The following is a 14,667-nucleotide window of genomic DNA, read 5'->3' on the forward strand; positions in this document are numbered from 1 at the left end:
TTATAGGAAATGATTGTTTCCAAATCAAGGGGAAGGCTGGCAGAGCGTTTAGGCTAAAATGGCAGCGCCCGTTCGGGCTGAGATTCTCTGCTCTCGAAAACATGTCTGTTTTACATCGCGTCGTCGCCGTACTCTCCCTTTCCCTTCTGGCTGCCTGCAACAGCCTCATGCCGTCCAGGTCCGCCGCGCCGGTCGAAACGTCTCCGGTGACGCCGGTTGCGGCGCCGACCAAGCCGCCGCAAAAGCCGCGTATTGCTCTGGCGCTGGGCGGCGGCGCGGCGCGCGGGTTTGCGCACGTGGGCGTGATCAAGGCGCTGGAGTCGCAAGGCATCGTGCCCGACATCGTGGTGGGTACCAGTGCGGGCAGTTTGGTGGGCGCTTTATATGCGGCGGGCAATAACGGTTTTGCTTTGCAAAAGCTGGCGCTGGATATGGACGAGGCGACTATTTCGGACTGGTCGGTACCGTTTTTCTCCAAGGTCAGCGGCGTATTGAAGGGTGAGGGCGTGCAGACGTATGTGAATCGCTCGGTCAATAATCTGCCGATCGAGAAATTCAAGATTCCCTTCGGTGCAGTGGCGACGGATCTGAAGACCGGTCAGCCGATTCTGTTTCGCCGCGGCAATGCCGGCATCGCGGTGCGCGCATCGTCGGCGGTGCCGGGGGTGTTCCAGTCGGTCAAGATCGGCGATCACTATTATGTCGACGGCGGTCTGGTGGCGCCGGTGCCGGTGCATTTTGCGCGCGAAATGGGCGCGGATTTCGTGATTGCGGTGAACATCTCGGCGCAGCCCGAGGCGCAGGCGTCGTCCAGCTCGGTCGACGTGATGCTGCAAACCTTCGCCATCATGGGGCAGAGCATCAATTACTATGAACTGAAGGATGCCGACATCGTGATCCAGCCGGGTCTGGGGGCGATGAAGGGCAGTGACTTTGCGGGACGCAATCTGGCGATCCTGGCCGGCGAGCAGGCGGCGATGAAGATCATGCCGGAGCTGAAGGCGAAGTTGAGGGCCAAAGGGGGGGATTGATTCTGATGTGTATCTGGCAATGCTTGCTGTATTCAGCAGGGCGCCGGATATCACGGATGTATTTTGAATCGGCGTCGGACAGTGCTAATTAGAATAGAAACGACGCCGGTTGAATCGGAGTCGGGACAACAGGAATCGCAATCCTTGACTCCCGCTACTCCCTGAAACGCTTATTGCTGATCTTCGGCAGTTGCGGAGATGCGGCGCGCACCATTAAAGCGCTTTTTCCAGTAGGCGACATCCATGTCTTCGATGCGCACCTGTCCGCCGGCGGAGGGCGAGTGGATGAATTTGCTGTCGCCCAGATAGATGCCGACATGCGAAAAGCCGCGGCGCAGGGTGTTATAGAACACCAGGTCGCCGGGACGCAGGTCGAGCTTGTCGACTTTTTCGCCGACGCGGCTGATTTCTGCCGACGTGCGCGGCAAATCGGTGCCCAGCGCTTCCTTGAACACGTAACGCACCAGACCGCTGCAATCCAGACCGGTTTCCGGCGACGTGCCGCCGTAACGGTAGTTGATGCCGAGCATGCTCAGTGCCTGGACGGCCAGTTCGGAAGCGCGGTTGGTGATGTCTTGCAGTTTGGCGAGAGCGAGGGTCGCTTTGCCGGGAGGAAGAGGGTCTTGCTGAACTTGCTGAATCTGTTGAATTTGCTGGATGGGAAGGTCGATGCTCCAGGCGGTGCTGCAGAACCAGAAACCGGCAGCCAGCACGCATGCTTGTGCGAGGCGAGGTCGGTATCGGCTGGTTTTTGCGGCGCTGCGTGTTGTCATCAGGACATTTCCTTATCGGTATGACTGCTGGAATGTAAACAATTTCATTGGTAATGTCAAAAGGTTATTTCGCGTTATCTTACAAAAATTGTAATGAAGTCAATACCTTACGCGTGTAGGAGGATGCCCTCAGTTAGGGCGCGATCGCCGAGGTTTTGCATATTTTGTGCCAGCGGGCCATTCTCGCCTTACAATCAGCATTCTTTTTTACTTGAGACATGTGAGCGCATCATGCAAACGAAACCGTACCTGACACTCGACGACCTGAAAAAAATCGCTGCCGGCGCCGAAGCCGAAGCCAAGGCCAATAACTGGGCAGTTGTCATCTCTATCGTCGACGATGGCGGCCATTTGCTGTGGTTGCAACGCCTGGACGGCGCAGCGCCTGCTTCCTCGCACATCTCGCCGGCCAAGGCCAAGACAGCCGCGCTGGGCCGCCGCGAAACCAAGATTTACGAAGACATGATCAACAACGGCCGCGTCGCCTTCCTGTGCGCGCCTGAGCTGGACGGCCTGCTGGAAGGCGGCGTGCCTATCGTTGTCGACGGTCAATGCGTCGGCGCGGTCGGCGTGTCGGGCGTGAAGTCGTCGGAAGATGTGCAGATCGCTAAAGCGGGTATCGCTGCGCTGGGTCTGTAAAACCGGCTCGAGATCCCGCGGATCTTGAACAGGTTTGGCGTTTATCTGACGCTAATTAATTGATTTTTAGCCGGTTTTTGCTAGCCGGCAAAGTCTTGGAATGCGCCTTCCGGCAATCTTAGGATTTGCTGGGGGGCGCATTTTGCGCTATAATCGAGCGGTTTAGCTAATTTAAATTCCGCCGTAGCGCATACCGAATCCTTCACCTCGTCCCTGCAGACCAAACAACTACCCCATGTGCATCAAAACGGGGCGTTTGCGCCGGTCGCCTTGGGTACTGAGAATTGAGTGCAGAGTCTCAGCAGCGCGATCTGGTCAGGCCAGCGGCGGTAACAATCTCAGGAGTTACCCTTGCTGCCTCTTCTTTCTGGCCCTACCGTTCCGGCCATCCTCGCGCTAGCAGACGGGTCCGTTTTTCTTGGTGTTTCCATCGGCGCTGCCGGTAACACGACTGGTGAAGTCGTTTTCAACACCGCCATGACCGGCTACCAGGAAATTCTGACCGATCCCAGCTACAGCCGCCAGATCGTCACACTGACTTACCCGCATATCGGCAATACCGGCGTCAATCCCGAAGACATTGAAGCATCGCAGATCCATGCTGCCGGCCTGATCATCAAAGACCTGCCGCGTCTGACCTCCAATTTCCGCACCAAGCAAACACTGGCCGAATACCTGCAAGCCAGCAACATTGTGGCCATTGCCGATATCGACACGCGCAAGCTGACCCGCATCCTGCGTGAAAAGGGCGCGCAAAACGGCGCCATCGTCGCCGGCGAAACAAACATTGAAGCGGCAACCGCCAAGGCGCTGGAACTGGCGCGCGGTTTCCCGGGACTGGCGGGCATGGACCTGGCCAAGGTCGTGTCGACCAAGCAAGCCTACAACTGGACCGAGACCGAGTGGAAACTGGGTCGCGGCTACGGCCAGCAAATTACCCCGAAATTCCACGTGGTCGCGTTCGACTACGGCGTCAAGTACAACATCCTGCGCATGCTGGCCGAGCGCGGCTGTAAAGTCACCGTGCTGCCGGCGCAGGCAACTGCCGCCGAAGCGCTGGCTTTGAATCCGGACGGCATCTTCCTGTCGAATGGTCCCGGCGATCCGGAACCATGCGATTACGCGATCGCTGCCTCCAAAGAATTGATCGAGCGCGGCATTCCGACTTTCGGCATCTGCCTCGGCCATCAGATCATGGCGCTGGCTTCCGGCGCCAAGACGCTGAAGATGAAATTCGGCCACCATGGCGCCAACCATCCGGTGCAGGATCTGGACACCAAGCAAGTGCTGATCACATCGCAAAACCACGGCTTCGCGGTTGACGCCGCCACGTTGCCGGCCAACTGCCGCGTCACGCACGTGTCGCTGTTCGACGGCTCGCTGCAAGGTTTTGCCCGTACCGATAAGCCTGCGTTCTGCTTCCAGGGCCACCCCGAAGCATCGCCCGGGCCGCATGACATCGCCCCCCTGTTCGATAAATTTGTGGCGATGATGGAGAAAAAGAAACATGCCTAAGCGTAACGACATTAAAAGCATCCTGATCATCGGCGCTGGTCCGATCATCATCGGTCAGGCCTGCGAATTCGACTATTCCGGTGCGCAAGCCTGCAAGGCGCTGCGTGAAGAGGGCTACAAAGTCATCCTGGTCAACAGCAATCCGGCGACCATCATGACCGACCCTGAAATGGCCGACGTCACCTACATCGAGCCGATTACCTGGCAAGTGGTGGAACGCATCATCGCCAAGGAAAAGCCGGATGCGATCCTGCCGACCATGGGCGGCCAGACTGCGCTGAACTGCGCGCTGGACCTGCACCGCAACGGCGTGCTCGAAAAATACGGTTGCGAACTGATCGGCGCCTCGCCGGAAGCCATCGACAAGGCCGAAGACCGTTCCAAGTTCAAGGACGCCATGACCAAGATCGGTCTGGGTTCCGCGCGCTCGGGCGTGTCGCACACCCTGGAAGAATCGTGGGCAGTGCAGAAGGAACTGGGCTTCCCGGTCATCATCCGTCCATCGTTCACCATGGGCGGCACCGGCGGTGGCATCGCTTACAACGCCGAAGAATTCGAAACCATCTGCAAGCGCGGCCTGGAAGCCTCGCCGACCACTGAACTGCTGATTGAAGAATCGCTGATCGGCTGGAAAGAGTACGAGATGGAAGTCGTGCGCGACAAGGCCGACAATTGCATCATCGTCTGCTCGATCGAAAACCTGGACCCGATGGGCGTGCATACCGGCGACTCCATCACTGTCGCACCGGCGCAAACGCTGACCGACAAGGAATACCAGATCATGCGTAACGCCTCGCTGGCAGTGCTGCGTGAAATCGGCGTCGACACCGGCGGCTCCAACGTGCAGTTCTCGGTCAATCCGGCCGACGGCCGCATGATCGTCATCGAAATGAATCCGCGCGTTTCGCGTTCGTCGGCCTTGGCCTCGAAGGCCACCGGTTTCCCGATCGCCAAGATCGCCGCCAAGCTGGCGGTCGGCTTTACGCTGGACGAGCTGCGCAACGAAATCACCGGCGGCGCGACCCCGGCATCGTTCGAACCGTCGATCGACTACGTCGTCACCAAGATCCCGCGTTTTGCGTTCGAGAAATTCCCGCAAGCCGACAACCACCTGACCACGCAAATGAAGTCGGTCGGCGAAGTGATGGCAATCGGCCGCACCTTCCAGGAATCGTTCCAGAAAGCCCTGCGCGGCCTGGAAGTCGGCGTCGACGGCATGAACGAAAAGACCACCGACCACGAAACCATCAAGGAAGAACTGGGCGAGCCCGGTCCTGACCGTATCTGGTACGTGGGCGACGCCTTTGCGCAAGGCTTCACGCTGGAAGAAGTGCATGGCCTGACGCACATCGATCCGTGGTTCCTGTCGCAGATCAAGGAAATCGTCGACATCGAACTGTGGCTGGAAAACGGCCAGACGCTGGAAGGCCTGGACAAGGCGACCCTGTACAAGCTCAAGCAAAAGGGCTTCGCCGACCGTCGTCTGGCCAAGCTGCTGAAGGTGACCGACACCGCCGTGCGCGAAAAGCGCCACGCGCTGAACATCCGTCCGGTCTACAAGCGCGTCGATACCTGCGCTGGCGAGTTCTCGACGAACACGGCTTACATGTACTCGACCTATGAAGAAGAGTGCGAGTCCAAACCGACCGACAAGAAGAAGATCATGGTGCTGGGCGGCGGTCCGAACCGTATCGGCCAGGGTATCGAATTCGACTATTGCTGCGTGCACGCTGCGCTGGCAATGCGCGAAGACGGCTACGAAACCATCATGGTCAACTGCAACCCGGAAACCGTGTCGACTGACTACGACACTTCCGACCGTCTGTATTTCGAATCGCTGACGCTGGAAGACGTGCTGGAAATCGTCGCGCTGGAAAAGCCATACGGCGTGATCGTGCAATACGGCGGCCAGACGCCGCTGAAGCTGGCGCTGGATCTGGAAGCCAACGGCGTGCCTATCGTCGGTACTTCGCCGGACATGATCGATGCTGCGGAAGACCGCGAGCGTTTCCAAAAACTGCTGCAAGACCTCGGTCTGCGTCAGCCGCCGAACCGCACTGCACGTACCGAAGCCGACGCATTGCGCCTGGCGCAGGAAATCGGTTATCCGCTGGTGGTGCGTCCTTCCTATGTGCTGGGCGGCCGCGCGATGGAAATCGTCCACGAGCAACGCGACCTCGAGCGCTACATGCGCGAAGCCGTCAAGGTCTCGCATGATTCGCCGGTGCTGCTGGACCGCTTCCTGAACGACGCCATCGAAGTCGACGTCGACTGCCTGTCGGACGGCGAGCGCACCTTCATCGGCGGCGTGATGGAACACATCGAACAAGCCGGCGTGCACTCGGGCGACTCGGCTTGCTCGCTGCCGCCGTACTCGCTGGCGAAAGACACCATCGACGAACTGAAGCGCCAGACGGCGCTGATGGCCAAGGGCCTGAACGTGGTCGGCCTGATGAACGTTCAGTTCGCTATCCAGCAAACCGAAGTCGACGGCAAGCTGCAAGACGTCGTCTTCGTGCTGGAAGTGAACCCGCGCGCCTCGCGTACCGTGCCGTTCGTTTCCAAGGCAACCGGCCTGCAACTGGCGAAGATCGCCGCACGCTGCATGGTCGGCCAGTCGCTGGACAGCCAGGGCATCAAGAACGAAGTGATCCCGCCTTACTTCAGCGTCAAGGAAGCCGTGTTCCCGTTCGTGAAATTCCCGGGCGTCGACACCATTCTCGGACCTGAGATGAAGTCGACCGGTGAAGTCATGGGCGTAGGCAAGACTTTCGGCGAAGCGTTCGTGAAGTCGCAATTGGGCGCAGGCGTCAAGCTGCCGACTTCGGGCAAGGTGTTCCTGAGCGTCAAGGGCAGCGACAAGCCGCGCGCCGTGCAAGTGGCGAAGGATCTGGTCGGTCTCGGCTTCTCCATCGTTGCGACCAAGGGTACGGCTGCCGCCATCAGCGCTGCCGGCATTCCGGTCGCGACCGTGAACAAGGTGGTGGAAGGTCGTCCGCACATCGTCGACATGATCAAGAACAACGAGATCACCCTCGTGGTCAACACGGTCGAAGAGAAGCGCACGGCCATCGCCGACTCAGGCGCCATCCGTACTTCGGCGCTGGCGGCGCGCGTGACGACGTTCACGACCATCGCCGGCGCAGAGGCTGCGGTGGAAGGCATGCGTCACCTGGACGCGCTGGATGTGTATGATTTACAAGGGCTGCATAAAGCTATACACTAAACCCACATACACGTTTTATTGCTAGTCACAGAGGGCATCTGAGTATTCGATGCCCTCTGTGTCTTTTTTAACGGCAAACTCTGTATTTGCCCGTCAGGGCTGTTGCAAAATCGATCTCGTGCCGCGTCGCGTTTTATCTCCGCTCAGTTTGATTTTGCAACAGCCTCCAGGGCAAGTCATACAAAAGTGCCTCATTTTTTTGTTGAGAGTTTTATGAGTACAGTTCCTATCACCAAGTATGGTGCAGAGCTTCTGAAGGAAGAGTTGCAACGCCTGAAGTCCAAAGAGCGTCCCGCGGTCATCAACGCGATTGCCGAAGCGCGTGCGCAGGGCGATCTGTCGGAAAACGCCGAATACGATGCCGCCAAGGAACGCCAGGCCTTCATCGAAGGCCGCATTGCAGATCTGGAAGGCAAGCTGGGTTCGTCGCTGGTCGTCGATCCGGCGACACTGAGCGCAGGCGCGGATGGCCGCGTGGTGTTTGCTGCGACAGTCGATCTGGAAAATCTGGATAGCGGCGAGAAAGTCACCTATCAGATCGTCGGCATCGACGAAGCCGACATCAAGGAAGCCAAGGTTTCCGTGACCTCGCCGATCGCACGTGCGATGATCGGCAAGAGCGCCGGCGATGTGGTTGCCGTTGAGGCGCCGTCCGGTGTGCGCGAGTATGAAATTCTGGAAGTGCGCTACGTTTAAGTGGTAGCGTAAAGGCCGACGCAGGCGCTGTTGATGACAAGCTGCAAATAATTTACAGCACTGCGATGGTGAAAAAAATGCCCGCTTCAGCGGGCATTTTTTCTTGCTTGAATCCGATGGCGATATGGCCGCTTACACGGCTGCCACAGTGATTTAACCCATGGATTTCTTCGCGCTCTTCTGACGCGGCTTGGCGCGCTTGATGGAGCCGCCCGCAGTAACGCGTTCGTTGCCCTTGAGCATGACCTTGGTCACCGATGGGCGCTTGGTGCCGCTGGCGCTGGGCTTGACGATGGTGACTTCGCGCATGCCCTTGCCGCGTGTTTCGCTGCGTTCTTTGACTGCATCCTTCTTGGGGCGGAAGATCACCAGCAGCTTGCCGATATGCTGCACCGGCGCTGCCTTGAGTTGTTCGCAGATGGTGTCGTAGATGGCGACGCGCGCTTCGCGGTCATCGCCGAACACGCGGACCTTGATCAGGCCGTGGGCGTTCAGGCTGGCATCGATCTCTTTGGTGACGCCGGCAGTCAGGCCGCCTTCGCCGATAATCACGACAGGGCTCAGGCCATGCGCTTCGGCGCGCAATTCACTGCGCTCTGCAGGAGTAAGTTTCAACATAGTTTGTTTCCGGTGGGCGAGCGGCTTGGCGCCTGAGGCCGGTTAAACCGGCCCGAACTCTGTCCCTCAATATTTAAAACCAGTATTCTACGCGAATGGCAAAGAACAAATTAAACAAAAACTGGCTGCACGATCACATTAACGACCCGTATGTGAAGCTTGCGCAGAAGGAAGGCTATCGCGCACGCGCGGCCTACAAGCTCAAGGAAATCGACGAAGACGAGAAGCTGATCAAGCCCGGTCAGGTGATCGTCGACCTCGGCTCCACGCCCGGCAGCTGGTCGCAGTACGCACGCAACAAGCTGGCGGGGCTGGAAGGCGGCGGCATTCGCGGCACCATCATCGGGCTGGACATGCTGCCGATGGATCCGATCGCCGACGTGCATTTCATCCAGGGCGACTTCCGGGAAGAGGATTCCCTGCGCCAGCTGGAAGCCATTCTGGACGGTCGCCAGGTCGACCTGGTGCTGTCCGACATGGCGCCGAACCTGTCCGGCGTGGCGATTGCCGACGCCGCCCGGGTCGAGCATCTTATCGATCTGGCAATTGAATTTGCGCAGGCGCACATGAAGCCGACCGGCTCGGTGTTGGTGAAATGCTTCAACGGCACGGGCTACAACGAACTGGTGCACAAATTCCGTGCCGAATTCAAAACCGTCACGTCGAAAAAGCCGAAAGCTAGCCGCGATAAATCGTCAGAAATTTTCCTTTTGGGCAAAGTTTTGAAAAATCCCCAATAAATCCGCCGGTAATCTTGCATTTCGGCCATTTTTCTTCTTGATTTCGTCGATTCCGGCCACACATCCACTGCTGGAAGCTTTCGTTTCCTGTCCCTTGAGGCGGTTTTTGCGGCGATTCGGAGATGTTCCTGCCTTCGCCCGCGATTCAAGTTTGTTCGCCGGTCTGCCGTAGTCAACTTACGTCAGCCAGGGATGGACGGTTTCCTAGTAAGCGCAGATGAATCCGAGTAAAATCGGATATATACAAGGTAATGAGGCGCGCTCGCGTCGGAGGAGTTCTAGTGAACAACATGTTTTCCAAAGCCGCCATCTGGGTGGTGATCGCCCTGGTGCTGTTTATGGTCTTTAAACAGTTCGACAGCCGCAGCCTGGCGTCGGGCGCTACACCGATCGCATACTCCGACTTCATCAGCGAAGTAAAAGCCGGCCACATCAAAGACGCCACCATCGAAGACCGCAGCATCGTCGCGACAACGCAGGACGGCAAGAAGGTCAAGACTGCCGCGACCTATCTGGACCGCGGCCTGGTCGGCGATCTGCTGAACAACGGCGTCAAGTTCGACGTCAAGCAACCTGAAGAACAATCCTTCCTGTCGCAAGTCTTCATCTCCTGGTTCCCGATGCTGTTGCTGATCGGCGTCTGGGTGTTCTTCATGCGCCAGATGCAGGGCGGCGGCAAGGGCGGCGCGTTTTCCTTCGGCAAATCGAAGGCGCGCATGCTCGACGAGAACAGCAATTCCGTCACTTTCGCCGACGTCGCCGGTTGCGATGAAGCGAAGGAAGAAGTGCAGGAGCTGGTCGAGTTCCTGCGCGATCCGACCAAATTCCAGAAACTCGGCGGCCGCATTCCTCACGGCGTGCTGATGGTCGGTCCTCCGGGTACCGGTAAGACATTGCTGGCGCGTGCGATTGCCGGCGAAGCCAAAGTCCCGTTCTTCACGATTTCCGGTTCCGATTTCGTTGAAATGTTCGTCGGCGTAGGCGCATCCCGCGTGCGCGACATGTTCGAAAACGCCAAGAAGCACGCACCGTGCATCATCTTCATCGACGAAATCGACGCCGTCGGTCGCCATCGCGGCGCCGGCATGGGCGGCGGCAACGATGAACGTGAGCAGACGCTGAACCAGATGCTGGTCGAGATGGACGGTTTTGAAGCTAACTCGGGCGTCATCGTGATTGCCGCCACCAACCGCGCCGACGTGCTGGACAAGGCGCTGCTGCGTCCGGGCCGTTTCGACCGTCAGGTGATGGTCGGTCTGCCGGATATCCGCGGCCGCGAACAAATCCTCTATGTCCATATGCGCAAGGTGCCTATCGCTCCTGACGTCAAGGCCGACATCCTGGCGCGCGGCACACCCGGTTTCTCGGGCGCCGATCTGGCCAACCTGGTCAACGAAGCCGCACTGTTCGCCGCACGCCGCAGCAAGCGTCTGGTCGAAATGCAAGACTTCGAAGACGCCAAGGACAAGATCGTCATGGGTCCGGAGCGCAAGTCCGCCGTGATGCGCGAAGAAGAACGCCGCAACACTGCTTACCATGAGTCCGGTCACGCCGTTGTCGCCAAGCTGCTGCCGAAGGCTGACCCTGTTCATAAGGTCACGATCATGCCGCGCGGCTATGCACTGGGCCTGACATGGCAGTTGCCTGAGCATGACCGCGTCAACATGTACAAGGACAAAATGCTGGAAGAGATCGCCATCCTGTTCGGCGGTCGTATCGCAGAAGAAATCTTTATGCATCAAATGTCGACTGGCGCGTCCAACGACTTCGAGCGCGCAACCAAGCTGGCGCGCGCCATGGTGACACGCTACGGCATGTCCGAAGCGCTGGGCACCATGGTCTACGAAGACACCGAGCAAGACGCCTATTTCGGCCGTATGTCGTCGAAGACCGTGTCCGAAGCGACCCAGCAAAAGGTCGATGCTGAAATTCGCAGCATCCTTGACACGCAATACGCGTTGTCGCGCCGTCTGCTGGAAGAGAACCGCGACAAGGTCGAAGTCATGGCGCAGAAGCTGCTCGACTGGGAAACCATCGACGCCGACCAGATCAACGACATCATGGCAGGCAACGAACCGCGTCTGCCGAAGTACGGTGTACCGGTCAAGAAAAATTCCGACAATACGCCAGGTGACATTTCGCCGACCGCGACTGCTCCCGCCTGATTGCGGGACTGGAAGCGCAGCTGGTCTCAGGGTGAGGAGCGATCCTCGCCCTTTTTCTTTGGGTGTGCGGACTCTTGCAAGAGTTTGCGCAGATGTCCGAAAGCCGGAGCGAGTTGAGTAGTGACAGCTTCGCCGGCAGTGCAGAAACACCCGGAGTCTGAATTTCGAAGCAACTGAATGAGCCAACAATATCTACAATGCGGGCGTTATCGCCTTCCTGTCACGCCGGGGCGCAGGCCGCTGGTGATGGGCATCCTCAACGTCACTCCCGACTCCTTTTCCGACGGCGGCAATTACCATGCGCTGGAATTCGCCATCTCGCACGCGGAGCAGATGATCGCCGACGGCGTCGACATCATCGACATCGGCGGCGAATCGACCCGGCCGGGGATTCCGCCGGTTCCGCTGGAGGAAGAACTCAAGCGCGTGATGCCATTGATTTACGCCTTGCGCGATTGCGGCAAGCCTTTGTCGATCGACACTTACAAGCCCGAAGTCATGCGCGAAGCGCTGATTGCCGACGCCGACATGATCAACGACATCAACGGCTTTCGCGCACCGGGCGCCATTGATGCGGTGAAGGACAGTACCGCCGGTCTGTGCATCATGCACATGCAGGGCGAGCCGCAAACCATGCAGCAGAAACCGATATACGACGACGTGGTCGAAGAAGTGGCCGCGTTTCTCCAAGAGCGGGTGGACGCGTTCAAGATTGCCGGCGTTGACCGCGATCGCTTGTGCATCGACCCCGGCTTCGGTTTCGGCAAGAGCGTCGAACACAACTACGCGCTCCTCAGAAACACCCAAAAGCTGATCCAGACCCTGGACCTGCCCTTGCTGGCCGGGATGTCGCGCAAGTCCATGATCGGCGCGATTACCGGCAAACCGCTGGACCGGCGTCTGGCCGGCAGTATCGGTGCGGCCTTGGCAGCAGCGGCGCAAGGTGCGATGATTATCCGCGTGCACGATGTGGCGGAGACGGTCGACGCGCTCAATGTCTGGCATGCAGGCATGGTCGACGCGATCGGTATCTGATAATTATTTATAAAAAAGATTCTTCAAGAGGAAACACAGGAATCATGGCTGGAAAATATTTTGGCACCGATGGTGTGCGTGGACGCGTTGGCGTTGCTCCGATTACCCCTGATTTCGTCATGCGTCTCGGCTACGCTGCCGGTAAGGTATTGACCAAGTCGTGGGCGTCTTCGGCCAAGCCGACGGTATTGATCGGCAAGGACACCCGGATTTCCGGCTACATGCTGGAAGCCGCACTGGAAGCCGGTTTTGCCGCCGCCGGCGTGGATGTCATGCTGGCCGGTCCGATGCCGACTCCCGCGATTGCCTATCTGACGCGCGCGCTGCGCCTGTCGGCCGGCGTGGTGATTTCGGCCTCGCACAATCCCTTCCATGACAACGGCATCAAGTTCTTTTCGGCCTCGGGCAACAAGCTGCCGGATGCCGTCGAGGCGGAAATCGAAGCCGAACTCGATACGCCAATGACTTGCGTATCGTCCGAAAAACTGGGCAAGGCAAAACGCCTGGACGACGCCCAGGGACGCTACATCGAATTTTGCAAGGGCACCTTCCCCAACGACCTCGACCTGCACGGCATGCGCATCGTCGTCGATTGCGCGCACGGCGCCGCCTACAACATTGCGCCGCATGTTTTCCACGAGCTGGGCGCGGAAGTCATCAACATCGGTAACCAGCCCAACGGGCTGAACATCAACGAAGGTTTCGGCGCCACCGCGCCGGAAGCCTTGTCCAAATCTGTGCGCGCCAACCACGCGCACGTCGGCATCGCGCTTGACGGCGACGCCGATCGCCTGGTGATGGTGGATGCCGCCGGCCGCATTTACAACGGCGACGAGCTGCTGTACGTGATGGTCAAGGATCGTCTGGCGGCCGGGCCGGTGCCAGGCGCCGTCGGCACACTGATGACCAATATGGCGCTGGAAGTCGCTTTCAAGAAAATGGGCATCGGTTTTGCGCGCGCCAAGGTCGGCGACCGCTACGTGCTGGAAACCCTGCAGGAGCGCGGCTGGCTGCTCGGCGGCGAAGGCTCGGGTCATTTGCTGTGCCTCGACAAGCACACCACCGGCGACGGCATCGTCTCGGCGCTGCAGGTCATGTCGGCGCTCAAGCGTTCCGGACAAAGCCTGGCCGAGATGACGGCGGATATCCGCATGTATCCGCAGGTGCTGATCAACGTGAAGATTCCGGCCGGTTTCGACTGGAAAACCAATCCCGGCATGCAAGCCGAAAAGGATGCCGTCGAGAAGGCGCTCGGCGACACCGGCCGCGTCCTGATCCGCCCATCCGGCACCGAACCGCTGATCCGCGTCATGGTGGAAGCGCAGCAGGCAGAGACAGCGCAGGCGATGGCCCAGCGGATTGCTGATAAAGTAGCGGCCTGAGAGGAAAGGGCAGGATGGCGGCGAGCCGTTATCCTGAACACATCGCCCATCATTACAAGTCAAAATAGCAGCGCATGTCAAAAGATCAGCCACACATCTTGTTAGTCGAGGACGAGCCGAGCATCGCCGAGTTACTGCGTTTCACGATGCAGGGCGCAGGCTTTGCCACGAGCATCGCCAGCGACGCGACCGAGGCGCGCAAGCTCATCGCCACGGTCTTGCCGCAACTGGTGCTGCTGGACTGGATGCTGCCGGATACCTCCGGGCTGGCGCTGCTGGGCGAGTGGCGCAGGGATGCGCGCACCGCCGCGTTGCCGGTCATCATGCTGACCGCGAAGGGGATGGAAGAAGACAAGGTCAAAGGCCTCAACGAAGGCGCCGACGACTACGTCACCAAACCGTTTTCACCGAAGGAACTGGTGGCGCGCGTACAAGCGCTGTTGCGCCGCAAGGCGCCGGAAGTCGGTCAGCAGAGCTTGTCCTACGGCTTGCTCGGCATCGATACCGAGCGCCATCGCGTCACGGTCGACAAGGACGAGATCGAACTGGATCAGGCGGAATTCAAATTGCTGCGCTATCTGGTGGCGCATCCGGAACGGATTTTTTCACGCGCCCAGTTGCTGGATAAAGTCTGGGGCGATCACACCTTCATCGAAGAGCGTACCGTCGATGTCCACATCATGCGCCTACGCAAATCGCTGGGCGCGGCGGCCGACTATGTGAAAACCGTACGCGGCATGGGCTACAAACTGAGCATGGAAGCCAAGAACGGCTGATTCCCGGATTTAAGGTCTGCTCCGGTCCTTGCATCCGACGAGATTCTGCACTCGACAGAATCTCTTTCCTT

12 protein-coding genes are annotated in these 14,667 nt (G+C 58.9%); 10 read left to right on the forward strand and 2 right to left on the reverse strand.

Annotated features, from left to right (window positions below):
• The first annotated feature begins 167 nt into the window (after positions 1–167).
• Positions 168–1,031 (forward strand): patatin-like phospholipase family protein, encoded by an 864-nt coding sequence (locus AKL25_RS00385; protein WP_205627189.1) that lies wholly within the window; start codon positions 168–170, stop codon positions 1,029–1,031.
• A gap of 170 nt (positions 1,032–1,201) precedes the next feature.
• Here the strand turns inward: AKL25_RS00385 and AKL25_RS00390 are convergent, their stop codons facing one another.
• Positions 1,202–1,804 (reverse strand): C40 family peptidase, encoded by a 603-nt coding sequence (locus tag AKL25_RS00390; protein WP_050475681.1) that lies wholly within the window; start codon positions 1,802–1,804, stop codon positions 1,202–1,204.
• A 231-nt stretch (positions 1,805–2,035) separates the two neighbouring features.
• Here AKL25_RS00390 and AKL25_RS00395 point away from each other — a divergent pair, with 231 nt between their 5' ends.
• From AKL25_RS00395 to greA, 4 genes are all read left to right on the forward strand, one after another.
• A complete protein-coding gene (locus AKL25_RS00395) occupies positions 2,036–2,443 on the forward strand; it encodes a GlcG/HbpS family heme-binding protein (RefSeq protein WP_050475682.1) in 408 nt (135 codons plus the stop codon).
• 351 nt (positions 2,444–2,794) lie between these two features.
• Complete coding sequence (gene carA, locus AKL25_RS00400; protein ID WP_050475683.1) at positions 2,795–3,958, forward strand: glutamine-hydrolyzing carbamoyl-phosphate synthase small subunit; 1,164 nt, start codon at positions 2,795–2,797, stop codon at positions 3,956–3,958.
• Positions 3,951–7,184: a carbamoyl-phosphate synthase large subunit gene (gene carB / locus AKL25_RS00405; protein WP_050475684.1), complete on the forward strand. Its 3,234-nt coding sequence runs from the start codon at positions 3,951–3,953 to the stop codon at positions 7,182–7,184. The genes carA and carB overlap by 8 nt, the downstream gene beginning before the upstream one ends.
• A 213-nt stretch (positions 7,185–7,397) precedes the next feature.
• A complete protein-coding gene (gene greA, locus AKL25_RS00410) occupies positions 7,398–7,880 on the forward strand; it encodes a transcription elongation factor GreA (RefSeq protein WP_050475685.1) in 483 nt (160 codons plus the stop codon).
• Between the two features lie 153 nt (positions 7,881–8,033).
• On the opposite strand, the gene AKL25_RS00415 is transcribed toward greA, so the two are convergent.
• Entirely contained in the window at positions 8,034–8,498 is a 465-nt protein-coding gene (locus AKL25_RS00415; protein WP_050475686.1) for a YhbY family RNA-binding protein, read from the reverse strand.
• Positions 8,499–8,593: 95 nt separating this feature from the next.
• Between AKL25_RS00415 and AKL25_RS00420 the strand changes: the two genes are divergently transcribed.
• From AKL25_RS00420 to phoB, 5 genes are all read left to right on the forward strand, one after another.
• Positions 8,594–9,238 carry an RlmE family RNA methyltransferase gene (locus AKL25_RS00420; protein ID WP_050475687.1) on the forward strand — a complete coding sequence of 215 codons (645 nt, stop codon included), beginning with the start codon at positions 8,594–8,596 and terminating at the stop codon, positions 9,236–9,238.
• Between the two features lie 281 nt (positions 9,239–9,519).
• Entirely contained in the window at positions 9,520–11,403 is a 1,884-nt protein-coding gene (ftsH, locus tag AKL25_RS00425; RefSeq protein WP_050475688.1) for an ATP-dependent zinc metalloprotease FtsH, read from the forward strand.
• A 177-nt stretch (positions 11,404–11,580) separates the two neighbouring features.
• On the forward strand, positions 11,581–12,438 hold the full coding sequence (gene folP / locus AKL25_RS00430; protein WP_050475689.1) for a dihydropteroate synthase: 858 nt from the start codon (positions 11,581–11,583) through the stop codon (positions 12,436–12,438).
• A gap of 44 nt (positions 12,439–12,482) precedes the next feature.
• Positions 12,483–13,820, forward strand: coding sequence for a phosphoglucosamine mutase (glmM, locus tag AKL25_RS00435; protein WP_050475690.1), 1,338 nt, complete (start codon positions 12,483–12,485; stop codon positions 13,818–13,820).
• A 74-nt stretch (positions 13,821–13,894) separates the two neighbouring features.
• Positions 13,895–14,596, forward strand: coding sequence for a phosphate regulon transcriptional regulator PhoB (gene phoB / locus AKL25_RS00440; protein ID WP_050475691.1), 702 nt, complete (start codon positions 13,895–13,897; stop codon positions 14,594–14,596).
• The last annotated feature ends 71 nt before the right edge of the window (positions 14,597–14,667 follow it).

It is taken from the genome of Herbaspirillum rhizosphaerae, from assembly GCF_001189965.1.
Taxonomy (GTDB): domain Bacteria; phylum Pseudomonadota; class Gammaproteobacteria; order Burkholderiales; family Burkholderiaceae_D; genus Herbaspirillum; species Herbaspirillum rhizosphaerae.